Here is a 20,072-nt window from a genome sequence, read left to right on the forward strand (position 1 = left end):
GATTGCCGAGCAATTGGCCCAGGACGGCGCCAGCGTGATCGTCAACTACGCCAGCAGCCGTGAGGGTGCCGACCGCGCATTACCTGGGGTTGCCCTATGACAGCCTATGCGATTGATCCAGTTGAGCTTTCAAGCTGGCGACTTGCGCTTCAAGTTCGCGCACGCGTTCGCTGGCCGCAACTTCGACGCTGACATCCTTCTGGATGCCGATGTAATAGGTGAGCTGATCTGCCTTGTTAAACACGGGAGTAATCGATAGCTCATTCCAGAAGGCACTGCCGTCCTTACGGTAGTTGCGAATGATCTGCCGGCAGGGCTGATGCGACTTGATCGCCTCGCGGATCGCAACCAAGCCCGCCTGGTCTCGGTCGTCACCCTGCAGGAAGCGGCAGTCCTGATACAGCGTTTCGTCAGTGCTGTAGCCGGTAAGGCGCATAAAGGCGGGGTTAGCGTAGATCAGGATATGCTCATCGCCTTCCTGCTCCGCAATGACAATGCCATCGTCCGAGGTTTCAATCATCAGTTTCAGCAGTTCTGCATCGATCATTTTTAGCGCCTCGGCGAAATTCAGATCATTCTAGGACAACTTGGCGGTTGAGCGCGTTCGGGGCGTCACTGACGAGCGGTGGTCATTAAAAGTGGAACTCCGACTCTTCACCACCGGTCAACTTTTCTGTCCACATCCCTTGGCTGCGATGGTGTTGAACGTGGCGCCATCGCAGTGGGTTTTTTTGAGCGTCCCACTGACACGAAGGTTTATGAATATGAAGAGTGAACAGGTAGAAGGTGTTGCAGAGAAGTTGGCCGGCAAGGCGCAGAGCGCGGTCGGAAAGCTGATGGGTGATTCGAAGCTGCAAGCTGAAGGCGCTGGACGTCAAGCTTCTGGCCAGCTGACCCAAACCTATGGCGATGCACTCGACAGCGTGTCTACGTTCGTTAAGGAAAAACCGGTTGCTGCACTGGCCATCGGCGCAATAGCCCTGCTTGTACTAGACCGTCTCTTGCGCCGCTAAGCCGCAAGGACAGGGCTTCTACAGCTTTCCCTCGCACTGCCCAGGGCGTTTGCTTTGGCTGTGCGAGGGCCTGATATTCCCAAGTGCTTATAGGCCTGCAAGCCTGCCCATATCTATTTATTGGTAAGGCGCAGCGCAATGGATAAGACAATCACTCGGATCAACTGGCCACCGACCTTAGGTCAATCACCGAGGCATGGCTCGGCGGGGCGCATACCCAGCTAGCCAAGGCGTCGAACGTGACTGCTAAAGCATTGGCGTGAATCGATCGAGGAACAGATCTGTTTATGCCCATTAACGCTGGGTCAAACAAATGCAATGATGCCGCCATTGCCTCCACCGCATCTAGGAATGCCCATGTTCGAACATCTCGACCTCAACGCGCTGATTGCCGTCTACGGCTACTGGGTCATCTTCGTGGGCTGCCTGCTGGAAGGCGAAACAGTTTTGCTCCTCGGCGGTATGGCTGCACACCAGGGCACTCTGCAATGGCTGCATGTGATCGGCTGGGCCACGTTGGGCGGCATACTCGGCGATCAGTTACTGTTCTGGACCGGACGTTATTCCGGGAGTCGCCTGCTGCCCAAACTGAAGCGTCACCAGTCTGCCATTCAACGGGTGGAGCGCCTTATCCATCGCTACCCCATGACGTCTGTATTCGCTGTGCGCTTTCTCTACGGAATGCGCTTGGTGGGGCCTATGGTGATCGGTGCAAGCGGTCTGGCACCCTGGCGTTTCGCCCTGATCAATGTTTTGAGTGCGGCGATCTGGGCCACTCTGTTCGTCAGCGCCGGCTATTGGGCTGGCGAAGCATTGCAGCATTTCTTTGGCGATCTGAGACCGTATCGCCTGCCAATCTTCATCGGGGTGGTAGCACTTGTAGCCCTTGCGGCGCTGGTGCGGTATTTGCGCCGCCGGACCAAGGCGTTGCACCGCTGAGGGAGTGGTCATCCAGGCTCTTCGTCGGCCCATGACTAAGCAAAGCGTTCCAGGTGTGCTTTTTTTCGATGTGGGCTGCTCGTCTGAGCCGGGGTTGGAAGCAGGCACCGCGCAACGGCTATCGACACAGCGGCGGACACTGTCTGGGCGAGGTAACTTTTTTGCTGTGCTGCGTACGGTCATGCTTACTGTCATGAACGGGTCGCCTGCGCCTTCGATATCAAGGTGGTTGGTGATGCAAAATAATCAAAAAGAAAGGCCGCCCATGAGATGAGGGGCGGCGTTGTTGCTCTGTCGGGTCGACGCTCAATTGCCTCTGTAGGTAGAGAAACCGTAGGGGCTGAGCAGTAATGGGATGTGGTAGTGCGAAAGTGTCCCGTCTACCTCAAAAATGACCGGTACCTCCGGAAAGAAACTTGCAACTTTGTGCGCTTTGAACCACTCCCCGGTTTTGAAGGTGACACGGTAGGTGCCTTTCTCCAGCGCCTGACCATCGGGGTACAACCCGGGAATACGCCCTTGCTCATTTGTCGCGGCGCTGTTGAGCATGTTCCAGCTTTTGCCGTCCTGTTTTTCCAGCGTGACATTGACGCCAGGGGAGGGCAGACCATCTTGTAAGTTGAGTACATGCACGCTGAGCGGGTTTCCTGCCGCTAACGCCAGTGACGATACGACACTCAATACAAGGCCCGCGAAGAACGTTTTTAATCCAGTCATGATGATGTCCTTAGTTTTTGACGGTAGGTAAGATTTTGTTGATAGCGGCCGATGCGCAACCTTCATCGTTTGCTGCACCACCGGCACCGGCCACGCCGATCGCGCCAATGACTTGCCCTTCAAACAGCAACGGCACGCCGCCGCCCAGCAGCAATAGCTCATGCAGGGTGTTGAGGTTTTGCGCATCGGGGGTGCTGCGGGCACGCTCTGCCAATAGTCGTGTTGGCGTCTTGGTCGATAGGGCGGTATAGGCCTTGCGTTGGGCGGCTAATGTGTTGTGTGGGCCCACGTTATCGTCACGCTGTAAGGCGACCAGATTGCCCCCACGGTCGACAATGGCAGCAACACCTGTACGGCCATCGGCATGACAGGCTGTCAGCGCGGCGTTCAGCAAATCATTGGCCATTGCCAGTGACACGTCGTTGCGCTGCAGCACTTGATCCGGGGCTGCAACGGCGAGCGCTGAGTTCATTGCGAGTGACATCAGCAATGAGGTCGATAGGCGTATACGCATGCTTTGTCCTTTGATTGGTCTGGCTGAGTCATGGCCAGGCATGATGCCCCGTGCACTCCGTCAGAATGATTGCCTGATGATTACCAAGATGTAATGTGCCAAAACGCGCGGGCGCGCTAGCCTATGCGCCAGTTCCGGAGGAAAAGATGCGTATCCTGGTTGTAGAAGATGAAGCGAAAACAGCGGACTACCTGCACAAAGCCCTGACTGAATCGGGTTACGTGGTGGAAGTCGCCCTGGATGGCCTGGAGGGCCAGTATCTGGCGCAGGAAAGTGAGTTCGACCTGATCATCCTGGACGTCATGCTGCCGGGCCTGGACGGATGGCAATTGCTGCAGATTATTCGGCGCAAGTGGCAAACCCCGGTGCTTTTTCTGACTGCCAGGGACTCTGTGGAGGATCGGGTCAAGGGGCTTGAGTCAGGGGCCGATGATTACCTGGTCAAACCTTTTTCCTATGCCGAGTTGTTGGCGCGCGTACGTACTCTGCTGCGCAGGGGGCCGCCACGTGAGGTCGAGCAGTTCCTGGTTGCAGACCTGAGCCTGGATCTGTTGCGGCGTAAAGTTACGCGCGGGGGAGAGCGCCTTACCTTGACCAACAAGGAGTTTGCCCTGTTGCACCTGCTGGTCAGCCGTGAAGGGGAGGTGCTATCGCGCTCGTTGATTGCTTCGCAGATCTGGCAGATGAACTTTGACAGTGATACCAATGTGGTCGACGTCGCCATCCGGCGACTGCGCGCCAAGGTTGACGATCCTTACCCGCTCAAGTTGATACAGACAGTGCGTGGCATCGGCTACATGCTTGAGGTGCAATCCTGAAACTGTTTCCGCGCGCCCTGAGCCTGCGCCTGGCGGTCATGTTCGCGTTGGTCAGTGCGCTGCTGCTGGGCTCCATTGGTTTTTATCTTTATCAGTCGTTACAGCGAGAAATCGCCTGGCGCGATGACCAGGCCCTGCTCGGGCGCCTGGAGCGCATGCAGGCGTTGATCAACGACAGTGTCAGCGTCGAGCAACTCAGAAATCGGCCCAAGCTATACGAAAACATGCTGGGCAATCGCGACAACCTGCTGTGGATCATCGATGACACAGGCCAGGTGCTGATCGAAATCAACCCCGTCAGCATGAGCTTGCCCAGGTTACCGGCTGCAGCCCAGGCTCAGGTGGGTGACGGTGACACTTCGGTGCCGGTGCGGCTTGCCTGGCAGCATGTCATGCAGGGTGATCGCGGCTTGACCCTGATTGCTGGCAAGTTGTTGAACGAGCGCGAGCAAATGCTGGGGGCTTACCGACTCAAGCTCTGGCTCGCGATGTCGGTCGGCGCGCTGCTGGCTTTTGTACTCGGCGGGTGGGTCAGTCAGCGAGGCTTACGACCTGTGCGCCTGCTGGCCAAGCGTGCTGCTGCCATTGATGCACACCATCTGCATTTGCGGCTGGATGAGTTCAACGAATTCAGTGAACTGCAAGTGCTCAGCCAGGCGCTTAATCAAATGCTCGCACGCCTTGAAGAGGGCTTCGCCCAGCTCTCACGATTCTCAGAGGATCTCGCCCATGAAATGCGCACCCCGCTCACTAACCTGATGGGGCATACCCAACAATCGCTCAGGCATGGTCGTTCAATTGAGGACTACCAGAACCTGCTGGTTTCCAATCAGGAAGAATATGAGCGTCTGGCGCGAATGATCGACAGCATGCTGTTTCTCGCTCGTAACGAGCAGTCGCATGCATCGGTGAGTGATGAGCTCATCAACCTGCACGATCTAGTCCAGCAACTGTGTGAGTATTTTGAAGGCGTGGCGCAAGAGCGTGACGTCACGCTGATCAATCAGGCCCATGACCACGTGCGTGCTGATCCGGCCCTGGTCCGTCGAGCATTGGCTAACCTGCTGTCCAACGCGCTGCGTTATGGCGCTACTGCTAGCGCAGTGACGATTAGCAGTGTGGTGTGGGAGGACAGGATCGAAGTCACTGTGCACAACCAAGGCCCGCCGATTTCGGCGCAACATCTACCTCGGTTGTTTGAGCGCTTCTACCGGTGCGACCCGTCACGCAATCAGCCGGACGATTCTGGTGGCTTGGGGTTAGCAATCGTCCGTTCAATTATGCAATTGCATGGCGGGCGGGTAACCGTTGAGAGCACTGGAGCAGGTACACGCTTTTGCTTGGTGTTTGTGCTACAGAAGGCTTAAGCGAATGCCCTTAAGCCTATCCGTTGTGGCACGACCTAGGGGATCAAGCGCATCTTGCGGAGTTTGTCGAACACATCGAAAAATGCTTGATCGCTCGCCTGGTAGGCGGTGAAGCCCATTGCACGGCTTTTCGACATATCAGTGACGACTTCGATGGGTCGACCAAGGTCTGCATCGGTATGCCATGGGGATATCAGGCGACCAATATCAGCTTCTTTCAAGCCGTGCTCCGCGACTATTTGCGTCCACACCGCTTGGTCGTCAGCCATTTGCTGCTCAAGCGGTGAGAGTGAGGCAGGATAATCGGCAGCAGGCACGTCGAAGTATTCGGCAATTCGGCCCCACATCCATTTCCAGCGAAACACATCGCCATTAGTCACGTTGAATGCCTGGTTGGCTGCCGCCGGCGTGGTGGCCGCCCACAGTTGTTGTTTCGCCAACTGCCGTGCATCCGTCATATCGGTGAGGCTGTCCCACTGCACTCTTGATCCCGGAAATACAAAAGGGCGATTCGTCTGTTTGCAAACCGAGGCGTAGACGGCGAGGGTGGTCGCCATATTCATTGCGTTGCCTACGGCAACCCCGGTGACGGTATGCGGGCGGTGAACGCTCCAGGTGAAGCCGTCCTTTTCAGCCGCGGCGAAAAGTTCGTCCTCCTGGGCGTAATAGAAATTCTCGACATTCAGACGATCCTGCTCTTCGCGAAACGGTGTTTGCGGAAGGCTGCCTTTACCATAGGCTTCGAACGGGCCGAGGTAGTGTTTCAGGCCAGTAACCAGTGCTACGTGCTCAACGCTCTTGGCGGGTCGAACGGCGGCCAGCACGTTGCGAACCATGGCGGCATTGACGCGAATGTTTTCCGCCTCCGTGGCTTGCCGCGACCATGTGGTGATGAACACATGAGTAGGTTTCAGATCCGCAAGCGCATGTTCCAGCGAGGCAGGATCCTGGAGGTCTGCCGCGATGGGGATCACGCCTTGCGATTGCGACGGGTGCCTTGATAGCGCGGCGACCTGCCACTTGTTGTCGATCAGTAACTGAGTGATGGCGCTGCCAACGATGCCGCTGGCGCCGACGACTAAAGCTGTTTGGCTCATGAGTTCCTCCTAGATTTAGAGTTGGGAGTCCACCTGAGCAACGGAGGTTCAATCTAAACTGGAGTGCGCGCAAGTAATCGTCGAATGGCGGCAAGCTCAACACCAATATATAAGCCCTTTGCGGGTCGCCTCCGTTAATGGTGGTCCCTGGGGCTCAGTGTTTGGGGCTCGCGACGCCCTCTGAGGCCCGTGCCAGCGCTTGCGTGTCAACATATTCCCGGATGTTGGTCAGCTTTTGAAGAGCGCGCCGGGTTCTCGCATTATCGCGGCGGTCCGCAATCCTGCGAAGGCACAAGACCTGGCTGAACGCGGAGTGGTTGTACGCGAGGCAGACTACGCAAGGCCTGAAACATTAGCCCGCGCGTTTGAGGGAGTGGAAAAGCTTATTTTGATTTCCTCTAGCGAAGTAAACGGGCGGCTGCCTTTACACCGTGCCGTCATTGATGCGGCGAAACAGGCGGGCGTTTCACTGCTGGCTTACACCAGTATGTTACACGCCGATTCATCGACCGCTCAGCTCGCGATAGAACACCGACAAACTGAAGAAGCGATCGCTGCGTCCGGGCTTCCAGCCGTCATCCTGCGCAACGGTTGGTACACTGAAAACCACTTATACGCGTTGTCTGCTGCACTTGAGCATGGTGCATTCGTAGGCTCTGCAAAGTACGGACGCTTTTCCTCGGCGGCGCGTAAAGATTACGCAGCGGCGGCAGCGGCGGTCCTGACCAAAGGCAGCCATGCAGGCGAAATATATGAGCTGGCAGCCGATCAGGCCTTCACCCTGGCCGAACTGGCGGCTGAGGTCTCCCGTCAGTCCGGCAAGCCTGTGGTCTACAACGATCTTCCTGAGCAGGACTACGCAAAATTGCTGGTTGATTTTGGGCTTCCTGCTGATCTTGCCGCCCTGCTGGCTGACGCAGATGCCGCGGCGTCCCGCGGAGCGCTGTTTGATGATGGAGGTGTTTTATCAACGTTGATTGGCCGTCCATCGATACCGATGAAGGAATTGGTCGCGTTGGCTCTTCGCGCTTAATTATTAGTAGATCCTTCGCGCCGCCACCACATTTTAAGGGGGTGGCGCTTGTTGAAGGTTGGCTCACAGAGTCATGGTCCTGTCGTGGATGGGCATGGCCTGGTTGCCGTAATGAGCTGCTCAATGGAGGTGGTTGTTGCAGGAGCTCTCAGTCGGTTAGCAGGGTAAGGGGCTCGTGAGGAAGCTGCTCGGGCGAAGCGGACTGTTCGATAGCAAAGAGGGTTCCATTCCCTTGAAGACAAGCGCGCTTGGTTGACCAGATCTGCACGCAGAACTCCTCCTTCAGCAGTATCATCACTGAGTACTGCATCAAGCATTCCAGCCACATTCTGCACTTTTATTGTTGTTCAAAGCGATTGTCGTCGCTCGAACTGTGCGCGTAATAGCTTGGCGCTCAAGTCCTCCCAATGCTCGACAAACGCTGTACGGGCTGTTTCGAAGTCGCGACTGCGAAGGCAGGCTATCAAGTGCTCATGGTCCTCGACGATTTGCTTGGGGTCCTCATAACAGGGCTGTTGTAGTACTAGCAGCAGCTCAATCTCGCTCTCCAGCATGGCATAGCTGCGCTGCAGGCGTGCGCTGCCACTGGCGCGGATGATGGCTCGGTGGAAGTCACCATCGGCGGTGACAATGTCTGAGCGTGGAGTGTCGGGTGCGGCATTGCGCAATCTTTCAACGGCGTCCAGCGCGTCAGCTGGAACCGTGCCATTGAGGATAATCATGCGCACCGCTTCAGTTTCCAGTACCCCGCGCAGCCGAGCAATATCGACGATGTCATCCGGGCCGAACTCGGGTATGCAGAACCCGCGATGAGGTACTTTCAGCAACAAGCCGAATGACACCAGCAGCTGTGCTGCGCTGCGAAACGTGTTGCGCGCCACTTCGTACTCATCCGCCATCTTGACGTCTCGCAGGAATTCGCCTGGCTCGAAGTCACCGTTCAGGATCCTGGCCTTGAGCTTTGCAGCCAGAGCTTCGACCGCTGAGAGCTTGACTGGGGATGTTTCAATGTTCGTGCTGGAAAAAATCATGTTAACCACGACGAGGGTTGGGGCTCGGTAGAGCGAGCGATTCTAATACGCTCGCGGTGACGCTCACCAGCGAGGTCGCTAGCCTTCTTATAAGTTGTGCAACAACTATATTTTTTTTGAGTTTTTAAAACAATCATAAACTATTGATTATTATTGTTTTTTTAAATTTCTCACCTGAAATCCAGCTAGAGTCTCGAAATATTTCCTTCCAATTAAAATAATTGTAGCACAATATATTTGCATCGATGTCGTGCCATGCATGGCTTTCCACGCCCAGGAGTCCGGCAATGCAAGTAATTGGGAAAGATGAGTCCAGCGAAAGCCTTGTCGCCTTACAGGGAGATTTGGCGGCGCCTTTCACGCCAGTGTCGCTTGAGGAAGGCCGGCGTATTGTGCTGGAGCAGTTTGGTATCAGCGCGCAGTTGACGCGATTTGCCACGGAAAAAGACGATACGTTTCGCTGCGATTGTTCAAGCGGCCAATCCTACGTGCTCAAGATCGCCAACCCGCAGGAAGCGCCCGTTGAGCTCTCGCTGCAAATCGAAGTGATGCAGCATATTGGGCGCAGGGCGCCTCAGTTACCGATCCCCAGGGTTTACCCCGCACTGGACGACAGGTACCTGACCACCGTAGTAACTGAAAGTGGTGAGTCAAGGCAGGTGAGGCTTCTGAGCTTTATGCCAGGCACACCATTGGATAAAACCACCCTCAACTCCCTGGGGCGCGAGCAGATCGGCCAATTGCTTGCGCACCTGAGGCTGGCCACTGCCGACTTTACCCACCCGGCAGAATCGCGCAAGGTCTGCTGGGATGTGCAGCACCTGCGGATGCTTGAGCCGATGCTCAACGGTGTCGTCGAGCCCGCGCGCCGGCACTCGCTGGAGCGGGCACTCGAACGCTTTGGCGAGGTGGAGGGCTTGATCGCTGGGTGCCGACAACAAGTGCTGCATAACGACTTCAATACCTCGAACATCGTCATCGATGCGCATCGCCCGCAATGTGTCGGAGCGATCATCGATTTCGGCGACACGGTCAAGACCGCTATTGCCATCGATGTGTCTACAGCCATGATGAACCAGTTGCTCGCGGTGCAACCCGGCCAGGACCTCGATATTTTTGCCCCCGCCAAGGATCTGCTCAGAGGTTACCTGCGGGTCGCCGACCTGACGCCAGAGGAGCTGGCCCTTATCCCGCACCTGGCCATGGCACGCCTGGTTGCCAGAGCGTTGATTACCACCTGGCGCTCGCAGCTTTTCCCGCAGAACAGCGCCTACATCTTAAGGAATGCCGCTCCGGGATGGGGCCAGTTGGATTGGATGCTTAACCGGTCACCGTCACAGATGTCAGCGCTTTTGATGCACTTCGCCGACTGATTCATCCATTGCTTAGGGGGGTTTAAATGAGCAACTCAAATATCCGGGCTGTCCGTGGTGACATGCCTAACGGCTTCAACCCTGCCAACGCCGATCGCCTGGACCCTGCTGCACGTGAACATATTCAGCGTCGGATCGATTTGCTGGGGCCCGCCTATCGGTTGTTCTACAACGAGCCGGTGGGGGTTGTGCGTGGCGAAGGGGCTTACCTGTACGATAAGGACGGCAACGAGTACCTGGACGCCTACAACAACGTGGTGTCGTTGGGGCATTGCCATCCGCGCGTTATCGCTGCGGTCACTGAACAGATGAATAAGCTGTGCAGCCACACTCGGTACATGCAGGACGGCATTCTTGACTACGCCGAACAGCTGCGCGCCACGGCGGACGGAGAGATGGCCGCCGAAGGGCACTTGATGTTCACCTGCAGTGGTTCGGAAGCCAACGATCTTGCCATCCGCATTGCACGGCATCACACCGGCAATACGGGCGTCATCGTCACCGCCGAGGCCTACCACGGCAACTCGGCGACCGTGGCAGCCTTTTCGCCGTCGCTGGGTATCAATGCCAAGCTCGACCCGTTCGTGCGCCGGGTGCCTGCTCCGGATTCCTATCGCATCCCACGTGAAGCACTGGGCCGCTATATGGCCGACCAAGTGGCGGCGCAGATCCGCGATATCCAACGCCATGGGGGGGGAGTCGCGGCGTTCATTGCCGACTGCCTGTTTTCGTCCGATGGCCTGTTCTGTGATCCGGTCGATGTATTCGGGCCGATCGCCGAGGTGGTGCGCAAGGCGGGAGGCCTGTTCATCGCCGATGAGGTCCAGTCGGGGTTTGGTCGCAGCGGCACGCATTTCTGGGGGCATCAACGCCACGCGGTGGTGCCGGACATCATCACCATGGGCAAACCCATGGGCAACGGCTACCCAGTGGCGGGATTGATGGTGCGTCCGGAAGTGGTCGCAAGCTTCGGTCGCGACATGCGCTATTTCAATACGTTTGGCGGCAACAGCGTCGCGATTGCGGCCGCTCAGGCGACGCTGGATGTCATTACCGAAGAGCAGTTGATGGCCAACGCCAACCGTGTGGGCAGCCTGATCATGGCGGGTCTCAACGACCTGGCTGCCCGGTACGAGCAGATTGGCGACGTGCGAGGCACCGGCATGTACTTCGCGGTCGAGCTGGTAAAGGACCGGGCCAGCAAAACGCCGGACATGCAGACCGCTTTGCGCCTGGTCAACCATCTGCGGGACAAACGCGTGCTCATTTCTGCGACCGGACCCGATGCGAGCATTCTGAAAATTCGCCCGCCCTTGATCTGGACAGCAAGGGAGGCGGGTCGGCTGCTGGACGCCTTGGAAAGCGCTTTTGCCGAGTTGTAAAGCCCACCCCGGTGCCTCGATAAAGCTGCTGGGGCGTGCCTTTAAAACGGTAGTTTGTACCAAGTAACCCCGCGTTTAAGCGCTTATGCACGGCCTCATGGTGATGTAATAAATTCATGAGGGCCGGATGCTCGGCACCCCACAGCGGCTTGCGCCGTAATGACTTCAGCACTGATTAAGGACCGCATTCATGAGCGTTCTTCGCCCCAAGTACATTACCTTCGACTGCTACGGCACATTGACCAACTTCAAAACCGCAGCCCTGACGCGCGATCTGTTTGCCGACCGCATCCCGGCTGAGCGAATGGACCAGTTCATCAAGGACTACGCGGCCTATCGCTTGGACCAGGTCATGGGTGACTGGCTGCCTTATGACCAGATTCTCAAGATAGCCTTGGCGCGCACGTGCAAGCGTTGGGGCATCGAATACCGCGACGAAGGCCAGGTGTACTACGACGCCGTGCCGACCTGGGGACCGCATCCCGACGTGCCGGCGGGTCTGGCGAAAATCGCCGGCAAGATTCCCCTGGTGATTTTTTCCAACGCCATGGACGAACAAATCATGTCCAACGTCGACAAGCTCGGCGCACCGTTTCACAAGGTCTTCACCGCCCAGCAGGCCCAGGCCTACAAACCACGTCTGGCGGCTTTCGAGTTCATGCTCGATAACCTGGGCTGCAGGCCGGAGGATGTGCTGCATGTTTCATCGAGCTTTCGCTATGACCTGATGTCGGCCCACGACATGAAGATCAAGCACAAAGCCTTCGTGGCCCGGGGGCATGAACAGCCGGCCAATGCTGTATTCGGCTACCACCAGATCCCGGATATCGGCGGGCTGGCCGGACTGGTCGGGCTTTAGCAACAGGTCACTCTTCTGACCCCATTTGGATAACTAGAACATGCCAGCACCCTTAATTCCCGTGCATACCTCTGCCGATCTGCCGGCAGAGGCTGATGTGGTCGTGATCGGCGGCGGTATCATCGGCGCCTTCACCGCCTATTATCTTGCCAGACGCGGCATGAAGGTCGCCCTGGTCGAAAAGGGCCGCATAGGCGCCGAGCAATCAAGCCGTAACTGGGGCTGGTGCCGTCAGCAGAATCGCGATGCGCGTGAGTTGCCGATGGCCACCAAAAGCCTGGAACTGTGGGAGCAATTCGCCGCGCAAACCGGTGAGCAGACCGGTTTTACGCGGTGCGGCTTACTTTACCTAAGCAACAACGACGAGGAGCTGGAAGGGTGGGCGCGCTGGGGAGAGTTTGCGCGTACGGTCAACGTGCAAACCCAGATGCTCACCGCCGAGCAGGCCGCAGAGCGTGGCAGGGCGACTGGCACGTCTTGGAGGGGTGGAGTGTTTGCGCCCACCGATGGCATAGCCGACCCTTCCCGCGCAGCCCCCGCGGTCGCATGCGCGATCATGGCACTGGGCAGTAGCGTGCACCAGGATTGCGCCGTGCGGGGCGTCGAGACCGAAGGCGGTCGATTGTCGGCGGTGATCACCGAAAAAGGCACCATACGCACCCGGCTCGCGGTGCTTGCCGCCGGCGCCTGGGCTTCGTCGTTCTGCCGCCAATACGGTATTCGGTTCCCGCAAGCGACGATTCGTCAGACCGTTCTTTCGGTCACCGCTCCGAGCCAGGAAATTCCCAGTGCGCTGCATACCGCTGGCGCGTCCATGACCCGCCGCTTCGATGGCGGTTACACGCTGGCGATCAGCGGACGAGGTCGAGTCGACATCACTCCGCAGTTGCTGGGGTTCTCTACGCAATTCTTGCCGATGTTTCAGCGCCGCTGGCGCAACCTTGCGCTTGGGGGGCTGGAAGGCTGGCACGCAGGCCACGAAAGCTTGAAGCGCTGGCGCCTGGACCAGCCCACGCCGATGGAGAGAATGCGAATTCTCGATCCAAGCGCTGATGCCTCGACAGTTGCGTTGACTTACAAGCGCGCGGTGCAATTGGTGCCGGCTTTGCAAGGAACGTCGATCAAGGCGTCCTGGGCCGGCTATGTGGACAGTACGCCGGACGGTGTTCCCGGTATCGGCGAAATGGCCAGCCTGCCAGGGTTGGTGATCGCGGCAGGGTTTAGCGGGCATGGTTTTGGTATTGGTCCGGGCGCGGGTCATCTGATTGCCGATATCGTCAGCGGTATGACCCCCATTGTTGATCCGCGTCCTTATCACCCAGACCGTTTTCAGACGTCCGCCTGGGGTAAGGTGGCGGACTTTTGAGTTGAAGCCGTTTTGTTGAAATGTATTGAGAACGCGCCTTCGCGTTTCAAGTATCCGCTGGAACCGTTTCTTGTGCGAAATGAACACCACCCGTCGACCGCCATTGACCGCGTTCTTTTTTATTGCAGGCTGAATTCGGCTTGTTGGCCAGGCTGTTCAGCCCGTGATTAGCGTCCGTCGCTATCGAAGAAACTGGCTCGAATTTTGTCAGCCAGCGCCATCAATGGTTTGGCATATTGAGCGATCACTGCTTCAATCGACTTAGGGGTCGATACGCTGATATTCAATATGTGGTCCTGATAATTACGTATGCCAAGTGGCGTGGAAATGGCCACAACTTCGGCCTGCCAGGAAGCAGCGCAATACCCTCGAAGTCGCACGCTTTCGCAGGCGTCAGCAATCTCCGTTTCCTCGTACACCAGCATGCCGCTGCGGATAAGCGTCTGGGTCAGGCGACTGGTCGTGGACTTGGACAAACCTGTACGTTCGCTAATGTCGCCATTCCCCAAGTACTTCGGGCCTTCAACAATGACGCCGGCATGAGCGGCGAGGTGCAACAAGCCTAATCGGAGTTGGTCGGTTTCGGCCCCTATGCGATAACTGCGTGCGAAGCACAGGAATTTGGCAACCTGGGCCGCACCAAGGATCTCAACTCTTGGAGTATCGCCGCCTTGGCCACGTGCATATCTGCCTACACCATGTATGGGGTGCCAGGGGTCGAGTGTTCGAATCACTCCGTCCCGACCCTATAACTCAATGACTTAGCCCAAACGGTAACGCTTGGGCTTTTCCATGCCTGCAAAATTAAGCCCTCGCCACAGGCCCATGACTCATTCACCAAATCCAATAATAGCCTTGGTTTCCAAATACTCCTCAAACCCCTGCACGCCATACTCCCGACCATTCCCTGAGCGCTTGTAGCCACCAAACGGCGCCATCGGATTCCACGCGGGGTAGTTCAGGTGCACTTGGCCCGCACGAATACGCGACGCCACGGCACGTGCCTGCGTCAAGTCGTGGCCCTGAACGTGGGCGCCCAAACCGTATACCGTGTCGTTGGCGATGGCGACGGCTTCATCCACCGTCTCATACGCAATGATGCACAGCACCGGGCCGAAGATTTCTTCCTGGGCAATGCGCATGGCGCTGTTCACGTCGGAGAAAACCGTGGGACGGGTATAAAAACCCTTGTCAAAACCCAGCACACGCCCAGGCCCACCGCACACCAGTTTCGCACCCTCGTCGAGGCCTGCCTGGATCATCGCCTGGACGCGATTGAACTGGGCTTCGTTGGCGATGGGCCCCAATTGCGTGTCTTCCGATTGCGGGTCGCCAACCATGAGCGCATTTGCAGTCGCCGCCGCCAGGGCTTCGACCTCGGCCAAACGGTTTTTTGGCACGATCATGCGGGTCGGAGCGCTGCACGATTGCCCGACGTTGCGAAACGCGGACATCACCCCCAGCGGTACAGCCTTAGCGAAGTCGGCGTCGGGCAGCAACACATTCGGCGACTTGCCCCCCAGTTCCTGGGTGACGCGTTTCACCGTAGGGGCTGCCGCTTGGGCAACCAGCGCGCCTGCGCGGTTGGAGCCGGTGATTGAGATCATATCGATATCCGGATGTGCCGCCATGGCTGCGCCAACCTGGGCACCGCTTCCATTGACGAGGTTGAACACCCCGGGCGGCAGGCCTGCGTCATGCACCAGTTGTGCAAACAGCAGGGCACTCAGCGGCGACAGTTCGCTGGGTTTCAAGACCACGGTGCAGCCTGCGGCGATGGCCGGGGCGACTTTGGCGGTGATCTGATACAACGGCCAGTTCCACGGCGTGATTAGACCGCAGACGCCTATGGGCTCGCGCTGGATGGCGGTACCGCCTTCCACCGTCTGGAAGCGATAGCTGGACAGCAAATCACGAGCGACCCGAACGTGTTCGGCCGCCAACGGCACTTGCATTGCCCGAGCGAAGCCGATGGCGGCGCCCATTTCCAAGGAGAGCGCCTGTGCAAGCTGCTCTTTGCGCTCAAGGATAAGCTCGTGGATTTTCCCAAGCACCAACGCCCTAGATGCCGCGGGCGTTGCAGACCAACCGGCGAACGCCGCACGTGCTGCCGCAACGGCACGATCCACATCCTCGGCAGACCCGCTTGCGACCTGTGCAACCACCTCCTCATTGGCCGGGTTGACCACCGGCAAACTGGCGGCAATGGTCGGGGAAACCCAGCAGCCGTCGATATAAAGCTGCTGAGACGTTTTGTTCGACGCGTGTATGGTCATCCAACTGGCTCCCTGGAGCGGCAATAGGCGCTGCGAACAGCAAGGCCCGGTGTCTCGCTAAGCTAGCAAAAGGTTTCAGCCCGAAGATGCCGTTATTCAACGCTGCAAGGGATAATCTGCTGAATCTGGCAGGCTGGCTTTGCGACCTAGCCGATTGCTTGCGTCACCAGCGCAAACTGGTTGATGCCGCCGCTTGATTGCGGGGGCACACCCCGTACCATTCGCGGCGCTTTGTCGACGCATGGCAGCCCCAGGCTCTCCAGCCAGTCGGCCAACCCGCAGGCGGTGGGAATGTCGAAGCGCACGAACTGACCCGGGATCAACCGCAGCAGGTGAGTGATCAACTGTTGGGCCTGTTCCTGATTGTGTGCAACGACAGGACCCACGATATGGCCCCGACCAAATCGGCGGAGCAGGGCGCAACCATTGAGTTGCCCTTCGACCTCAATGCCGACCACGTGCTCGGCCGTAGACAGCAGGTCGTTGAGTACCTGGGTGCGGTCCAGGCCGCTGCCGGCATTGGCCAGTTCGATCACCGTGGGGTAATCAGCCAGGCTCAATACGCGACAGTGCGCATGCCGGGTCAACGGCATTGGTGCCGGAGCGTGCGGTACGCCCTGATGTTGCTGAATGTGCGCAAAGTCGACGAAGCCCAGGCTGGTGTACAGCGGCGCCCCTGATTCGGTTGCGTTGAGGATCGGCGTACGCGGGCCCGTAGCGTCCAGGCACAGGTTCATCAGCTGGCGCCCGATGCCTTTGCCTTGGTGTTGATCACTCACAATCACCAGACCGATGGAGGAATAAGCCCCCTGATGGCAGGCGAACGCCACGCCCACCAGCTTACCCTCATGTTCGGCGACAAAGCCTTCGGACGTGCGCTGCACCATCGCCCAGTCTTCCTCGCGGTGAGGCCATTTCAGGTGCACGGACAGTGCGTGGGCGGCGGGCATGTCGGCGGCGGTGACTGTGCGATAAACGTAGGAGTGGCTCATATCAGTTTTCCTGTAGTGGGGGCGTTTGCAGGCACCGTAGAAGGTTGGGTAAACCGCCGGATATCGAAGGGGCTGATCAAGGTGCTGGTGCTGCCGGTGCTGATCAGCTCGGCCATTACATCCCCCACGCCCGGGCCGAGCTGGAAGCCGTGCCCACAGAAGCCGAAGGCATAAAACAACCCGTCCACGCTGCCGCTCGGGCCCATCACCGGTAGGGAGTCCGGGGTGTAGCTCTCGATACCGCTCCACACACGAATGATGTTCAGCTTCTCGGCCCCCGGTAACAGTCGCCGCATTTGGCGCATCTGGTTGAGCAGGCTTTCGGGTTTGAAAAACGCCCGTCGGTTGATCATGTCCGGCGTACAGCGGTTGCCGCCGCCGATGATGATGTTGCCGCGCGGGATCTGGCGGAAGTAGATCACCTCTTCCTTGATTTTGGTGAACACACCGATCACGGTCGGCAAGGCGTAGGGCACCGGTTCCGTGACCGACATCTGCGGGCCGTTGGGCTCCAGCGGTACCGGCTCACCAAAGCGCTCGGACAAGCGGGCAGCCCAGGCACCGGCTGTAATCAACAGCTGCTCGGCGACGAACAACTGCCCGTCGGTGGTGGTGACCTGGAATAAACCATTGACCTTTTCCACGTCGGCGACTTCGGTCTTTTCCTCGATTCGTGCCCCGAGACGCCGGGCTGCACGGGCAAACGCCGGCGCTGCGAGGCGCGGGTTGGCGTGACCATCGTGAGGCGCATAGGAGCCGCCTTTCACCTCTGGGCCGAGGAAACCAAAGCGCCGGTGCAGCTCGGCGCCGCGATAGATTTTCAGGTCCAGTTGCGCGGCTTCCGACGCGGCGGCGTAGGCCTCAAGTTCAGCGATTTCATCTTCGCGATAGCACACGCGCATGTGGCCACTGGGGATGAACTCCAGGTCGTCATCGATCAGCTCGGGCAGGCGTTTCCACAGCGCCCAAGAACGATTGGCCAGCTCCAGTTGCCCCAGGTAGCGGCCCTGGCGGCGCACGTTGCCGAAGTTCACACCGCTGGCGTACTGACCGATCTGGTCGCGTTCCAGCAGCGTGACCGAGCAGCCGCGCCGCCGCAGGAAAAACGCCGACGAGGCGCCCATGATGCCGCCACCGATAATCAGCACCTGGCTTTTCGAACCTGATTGATTACCAGCCATGGAGGCGGCTCCAGATGTGTACGCCGCCTTTGGCGTCCACGGCGTGATAGTCCGGGAACTGCGCGCCGGTGGCGCAGGCATGGTTGGGGAGGATGCGCAGCCGGCTGCCGATGGGGAAGCGCGTAACAAGGTCGTCAATGGCGGCGGAGCCCAGGGTGACGATGCCATGTTCCTGGTTGGCGCCCGTGACCAGCGCACCGTCGATCCAGTCGCCGGCTTCGGTACACACTTGGCCATAACCGAAGTCCTGGCGCTGGCGCTGTGTGCCACGGTCACGGCTCATGGCCATCCAGCCGGCGTCAGTAATGATCCAGCCTTTGTCCGGCTGATGGCCGATCACCGTGGTCAGTACGCTGAGTGCCAACTCGTCGGCCCGACACACGCCAATGTTACGCATCACCAGGTCAAAGAACACATACACGCCCGCCCTCACTTCGGTGACACCGTCCAGGTTCAGGGCCGAGAGGGCCGTGGGGGTTGAGCCGATACTGACCTCGGCGCACGCCAGCCCGGCTTCGCGGATGGTGCGGGCGGCGCTGACGCAGAGGGCACGTTCCTGTTCGGCCAGCGCCTGCAGGGCTTCGAGGGTGTCCAGCTCGTAACTGGAGCCCGCGTGGGTCATCACCCCCCGCAGGCGCATACCGCCGTCGTTGAGCAGGTGCGCCACCTCAATCAGCACAGGGTCTTGCGCGGCCAGGCCTGAGCGATGGCCGTCGCAATCGATCTCGATCCATACGTCGAAGCGTTCGTCATATTGCTGTGCGAACGCGACGATGGCGCGAGCGCCTGAGACGCTGTCGGTGAGCAGGCTCAAGTTGCAGCCTCTGCGCCGCAGGGCCAGGGCCTGAGGCAGTTTGCCCGGCGCTATGGCAACGGCGTAGAACACATCGCTGATGCCTGCGGCGAAACAACGCTCGGCCTCTTTGAGGGTGGAAACCGTGACGCCGCTGGCGCCTGCGTCAATCTGTGCCTGGATCACCGGCAAGCACTTGCTGGTTTTGATGTGCGGGCGCAAACGTACGCCAAGGGTGCCCATGCGCTCTTGCATACGCTGGATGTTGTGCTGCATTCGCGTAAGGTCGATGAGTGCGACAGGTGTGTCTAGGGAGGCAATCTGCATGGACATGGCGGAACTCGAGTGACTGGGTACAGGCGGCACTCTACTCAGCTGTCCTTAAGTTGTGGTTCAATCATGACTAATCAATCATTAAGTAAAATTGAATGATTTCTATCGAAGACCTGCGTCTGGCCGTCACCCTTGCGCGCTCTGAATCACTGAGCGCTGCGGCCCGAGCCCTGAACGTCACTCCGCCGGCGCTCTCCATGCGCCTGCGTAAACTGGAGACCTTCCTGGGGCTGACCCTGGCCAATCGCGACGCCCGACGCCTCAGCCTTACGGCAGATGGCGAGCGGTTCTCGCGAGAAAGTGCGCTGCTGCTGGAGCAGCTCGAAGCGCTGCCGGAGTCCTTCAGGCAAAAGGACGAAACGCTGGTGGGCACCTTGAGGTTGGCGGCGCCATTTGGCTATGGTCGGCAGCGAATCGCACCGCTGTTGGCGCGCTTTGCCAGGATGCACCCCCAGCTGTGCCTGCACCTGGATCTGCGCGAGACCCCCTGGCCTGATCGTCATGACAGCGATGCGGTGATTCACATCGGCCATCTCAACGACAGCCTGTGGACGGCGCGGTCGCTCACGCCAAACGAGCGTTGGCTATGCGCGAGCCCAGCCTACCTGCAAGCCCACGGTGTACCGTCATCACCGGACGAACTGGCGTCCCATCGCTGCATTTGCATTCGTGAAAATGATGAGGACGTTACGCTCTGGCACCTGCGCAAGGGGCAGGGCCGCAAGACGCTGCGCGTGGAGCCGGCGTTGCTGAGCAATGATGGAAGCGTTGCCCGGCGATGGGCCGAGCAAGGCTTGGGGTTGGTGTTGCGTTCGCAGTGGGATGTCAGCGACGCCGTTGCCAGCGGCAGCCTGGTGCGCGTGTTGGCAGACTGGAGTTTTGACAGTGCGCCGATCATCCTCCTGGTGCCGTCGCGAAAGCTTCGCAGCCCGCGCGTCCAGGCATTGGTGGCGTTTATGGAGGAGGCGCTGAAAGTCTGATTTGCGCC

General features: G+C 58.7%; 20 protein-coding genes. 10 read left to right on the forward strand and 10 right to left on the reverse strand.

Annotation, left to right across the window (positions count from 1 at the left end; translation table 11 throughout):
• Positions 1–94 precede the first annotated feature (94 nt).
• Positions 95–547, reverse strand: a complete 453-nt coding sequence (locus tag AB5I78_RS14370; protein WP_369302853.1) for a PAS domain-containing protein — start codon at positions 545–547, stop codon at positions 95–97.
• 217 nt (positions 548–764) lie between these two features.
• Between AB5I78_RS14370 and AB5I78_RS14375 the strand changes: the two genes are divergently transcribed.
• Positions 765–1,013, forward strand: a complete 249-nt coding sequence (locus AB5I78_RS14375) for a CsbD family protein (protein WP_145160703.1) — start codon at positions 765–767, stop codon at positions 1,011–1,013.
• Between the two features lie 357 nt (positions 1,014–1,370).
• Entirely contained in the window at positions 1,371–1,952 is a 582-nt protein-coding gene (locus AB5I78_RS14380) for a DedA family protein (RefSeq protein WP_242196705.1), read from the forward strand.
• A gap of 306 nt (positions 1,953–2,258) precedes the next feature.
• Here the strand turns inward: AB5I78_RS14380 and uraH are convergent, their stop codons facing one another.
• Both uraH and AB5I78_RS14390 read right to left on the reverse strand, forming a co-directional pair.
• Positions 2,259–2,669, reverse strand: a complete 411-nt coding sequence (uraH, locus tag AB5I78_RS14385; protein WP_145160705.1) for a hydroxyisourate hydrolase — start codon at positions 2,667–2,669, stop codon at positions 2,259–2,261.
• 10 nt (positions 2,670–2,679) lie between these two features.
• Positions 2,680–3,183, reverse strand: coding sequence for a heme-binding protein (locus AB5I78_RS14390; RefSeq protein ID WP_369302854.1), 504 nt, complete (start codon positions 3,181–3,183; stop codon positions 2,680–2,682).
• Between the two features lie 146 nt (positions 3,184–3,329).
• Between AB5I78_RS14390 and AB5I78_RS14395 the strand changes: the two genes are divergently transcribed.
• Positions 3,330–4,001 carry a heavy metal response regulator transcription factor gene (locus tag AB5I78_RS14395; RefSeq protein WP_369302855.1) on the forward strand — a complete coding sequence of 224 codons (672 nt, stop codon included), beginning with the start codon at positions 3,330–3,332 and terminating at the stop codon, positions 3,999–4,001.
• Entirely contained in the window at positions 3,998–5,368 is a 1,371-nt protein-coding gene (locus AB5I78_RS14400) for a heavy metal sensor histidine kinase (protein WP_369302897.1), read from the forward strand. The genes AB5I78_RS14395 and AB5I78_RS14400 overlap by 4 nt, the downstream gene beginning before the upstream one ends.
• A gap of 35 nt (positions 5,369–5,403) precedes the next feature.
• Here the strand turns inward: AB5I78_RS14400 and AB5I78_RS14405 are convergent, their stop codons facing one another.
• Positions 5,404–6,465 (reverse strand): SDR family oxidoreductase, encoded by a 1,062-nt coding sequence (locus tag AB5I78_RS14405; RefSeq protein WP_369302856.1) that lies wholly within the window; start codon positions 6,463–6,465, stop codon positions 5,404–5,406.
• Between the two features lie 199 nt (positions 6,466–6,664).
• Between AB5I78_RS14405 and AB5I78_RS14410 the strand changes: the two genes are divergently transcribed.
• Positions 6,665–7,498 carry an NAD(P)H-binding protein gene (locus tag AB5I78_RS14410; RefSeq protein WP_369302857.1) on the forward strand — a complete coding sequence of 278 codons (834 nt, stop codon included), beginning with the start codon at positions 6,665–6,667 and terminating at the stop codon, positions 7,496–7,498.
• 347 nt (positions 7,499–7,845) lie between these two features.
• On the opposite strand, the gene AB5I78_RS14415 is transcribed toward AB5I78_RS14410, so the two are convergent.
• Positions 7,846–8,529, reverse strand: coding sequence for a GntR family transcriptional regulator (locus AB5I78_RS14415; protein ID WP_145160716.1), 684 nt, complete (start codon positions 8,527–8,529; stop codon positions 7,846–7,848).
• Between the two features lie 392 nt (positions 8,530–8,921).
• Between AB5I78_RS14415 and AB5I78_RS14420 the strand changes: the two genes are divergently transcribed.
• The 4 genes from AB5I78_RS14420 (at position 8,922) to AB5I78_RS14435 (ending at position 13,509) form a co-directional block, all read left to right on the forward strand.
• Positions 8,922–9,902 carry a phosphotransferase gene (locus tag AB5I78_RS14420; protein ID WP_256676421.1) on the forward strand — a complete coding sequence of 327 codons (981 nt, stop codon included), beginning with the start codon at positions 8,922–8,924 and terminating at the stop codon, positions 9,900–9,902.
• Between the two features lie 26 nt (positions 9,903–9,928).
• On the forward strand, positions 9,929–11,284 hold the full coding sequence (locus tag AB5I78_RS14425) for an aspartate aminotransferase family protein (protein WP_369302858.1): 1,356 nt from the start codon (positions 9,929–9,931) through the stop codon (positions 11,282–11,284).
• 190 nt (positions 11,285–11,474) lie between these two features.
• Positions 11,475–12,143 (forward strand): haloacid dehalogenase type II, encoded by a 669-nt coding sequence (locus AB5I78_RS14430; protein ID WP_369302859.1) that lies wholly within the window; start codon positions 11,475–11,477, stop codon positions 12,141–12,143.
• Between the two features lie 40 nt (positions 12,144–12,183).
• Positions 12,184–13,509: an FAD-binding oxidoreductase gene (locus AB5I78_RS14435; RefSeq protein ID WP_145160723.1), complete on the forward strand. Its 1,326-nt coding sequence runs from the start codon at positions 12,184–12,186 to the stop codon at positions 13,507–13,509.
• Positions 13,510–13,676: 167 nt separating this feature from the next.
• Here the strand turns inward: AB5I78_RS14435 and AB5I78_RS14440 are convergent, their stop codons facing one another.
• From AB5I78_RS14440 to AB5I78_RS14460, 5 genes are all read right to left on the reverse strand, one after another.
• On the reverse strand, positions 13,677–14,069 hold the full coding sequence (locus tag AB5I78_RS14440) for a helix-turn-helix domain-containing protein (protein WP_369302860.1): 393 nt from the start codon (positions 14,067–14,069) through the stop codon (positions 13,677–13,679).
• 270 nt (positions 14,070–14,339) lie between these two features.
• Entirely contained in the window at positions 14,340–15,785 is a 1,446-nt protein-coding gene (locus AB5I78_RS14445; RefSeq protein WP_145160725.1) for an aldehyde dehydrogenase family protein, read from the reverse strand.
• A 146-nt stretch (positions 15,786–15,931) separates the two neighbouring features.
• Positions 15,932–16,777: a GNAT family N-acetyltransferase gene (locus AB5I78_RS14450; protein WP_145160727.1), complete on the reverse strand. Its 846-nt coding sequence runs from the start codon at positions 16,775–16,777 to the stop codon at positions 15,932–15,934.
• On the reverse strand, positions 16,774–17,958 hold the full coding sequence (locus AB5I78_RS14455; protein WP_242196679.1) for an FAD-binding oxidoreductase: 1,185 nt from the start codon (positions 17,956–17,958) through the stop codon (positions 16,774–16,776). Before AB5I78_RS14455 ends, AB5I78_RS14450 begins: the two co-directional genes overlap by 4 nt.
• Entirely contained in the window at positions 17,948–19,084 is a 1,137-nt protein-coding gene (locus AB5I78_RS14460; RefSeq protein ID WP_369302861.1) for a DSD1 family PLP-dependent enzyme, read from the reverse strand. Before AB5I78_RS14460 ends, AB5I78_RS14455 begins: the two co-directional genes overlap by 11 nt.
• A 95-nt stretch (positions 19,085–19,179) precedes the next feature.
• Here AB5I78_RS14460 and AB5I78_RS14465 point away from each other — a divergent pair, with 95 nt between their 5' ends.
• Positions 19,180–20,064 carry a LysR family transcriptional regulator gene (locus AB5I78_RS14465; RefSeq protein ID WP_369302862.1) on the forward strand — a complete coding sequence of 295 codons (885 nt, stop codon included), beginning with the start codon at positions 19,180–19,182 and terminating at the stop codon, positions 20,062–20,064.
• Positions 20,065–20,072 lie beyond the last annotated feature (8 nt).

The sequence above is a fragment of the Pseudomonas sp. N2-3-1-14 genome (assembly GCF_041228395.1).
Lineage (GTDB): Bacteria > Pseudomonadota > Gammaproteobacteria > Pseudomonadales > Pseudomonadaceae > Aquipseudomonas.

Bases quoted from the DNA above. Each gene is read 5' to 3' on its own strand.
- AB5I78_RS14465 (WP_369302862.1), top strand. From the start codon at position 19,180: ATGATTTCTATCGAAGACCTGCGTCTGGCCGTCACCCTTGCGCGCTCT.
- AB5I78_RS14430 (WP_369302859.1), top strand. From the start codon at position 11,475: ATGAGCGTTCTTCGCCCCAAGTACATTACCTTCGACTGCTACGGCACA.
- AB5I78_RS14375 (WP_145160703.1), top strand. From the start codon at position 765: ATGAAGAGTGAACAGGTAGAAGGTGTTGCAGAGAAGTTGGCCGGCAAG.
- AB5I78_RS14370 (WP_369302853.1), bottom strand. From the start codon at position 547: ATGATCGATGCAGAACTGCTGAAACTGATGATTGAAACCTCGGACGAT.
- AB5I78_RS14395 (WP_369302855.1), top strand. From the start codon at position 3,330: ATGCGTATCCTGGTTGTAGAAGATGAAGCGAAAACAGCGGACTACCTG.
- AB5I78_RS14455 (WP_242196679.1), bottom strand. From the start codon at position 17,958: ATGGCTGGTAATCAATCAGGTTCGAAAAGCCAGGTGCTGATTATCGGT.
- AB5I78_RS14390 (WP_369302854.1), bottom strand. From the start codon at position 3,183: ATGCGTATACGCCTATCGACCTCATTGCTGATGTCACTCGCAATGAAC.
- AB5I78_RS14425 (WP_369302858.1), top strand. From the start codon at position 9,929: ATGAGCAACTCAAATATCCGGGCTGTCCGTGGTGACATGCCTAACGGC.
- AB5I78_RS14380 (WP_242196705.1), top strand. From the start codon at position 1,371: ATGTTCGAACATCTCGACCTCAACGCGCTGATTGCCGTCTACGGCTAC.
- AB5I78_RS14450 (WP_145160727.1), bottom strand. From the start codon at position 16,777: ATGAGCCACTCCTACGTTTATCGCACAGTCACCGCCGCCGACATGCCC.
- AB5I78_RS14445 (WP_145160725.1), bottom strand. From the start codon at position 15,785: ATGACCATACACGCGTCGAACAAAACGTCTCAGCAGCTTTATATCGAC.
- AB5I78_RS14435 (WP_145160723.1), top strand. From the start codon at position 12,184: ATGCCAGCACCCTTAATTCCCGTGCATACCTCTGCCGATCTGCCGGCA.
- AB5I78_RS14405 (WP_369302856.1), bottom strand. From the start codon at position 6,465: ATGAGCCAAACAGCTTTAGTCGTCGGCGCCAGCGGCATCGTTGGCAGC.
- AB5I78_RS14460 (WP_369302861.1), bottom strand. From the start codon at position 19,084: ATGTCCATGCAGATTGCCTCCCTAGACACACCTGTCGCACTCATCGAC.
- uraH (WP_145160705.1), bottom strand. From the start codon at position 2,669: ATGACTGGATTAAAAACGTTCTTCGCGGGCCTTGTATTGAGTGTCGTA.
- AB5I78_RS14415 (WP_145160716.1), bottom strand. From the start codon at position 8,529: ATGATTTTTTCCAGCACGAACATTGAAACATCCCCAGTCAAGCTCTCA.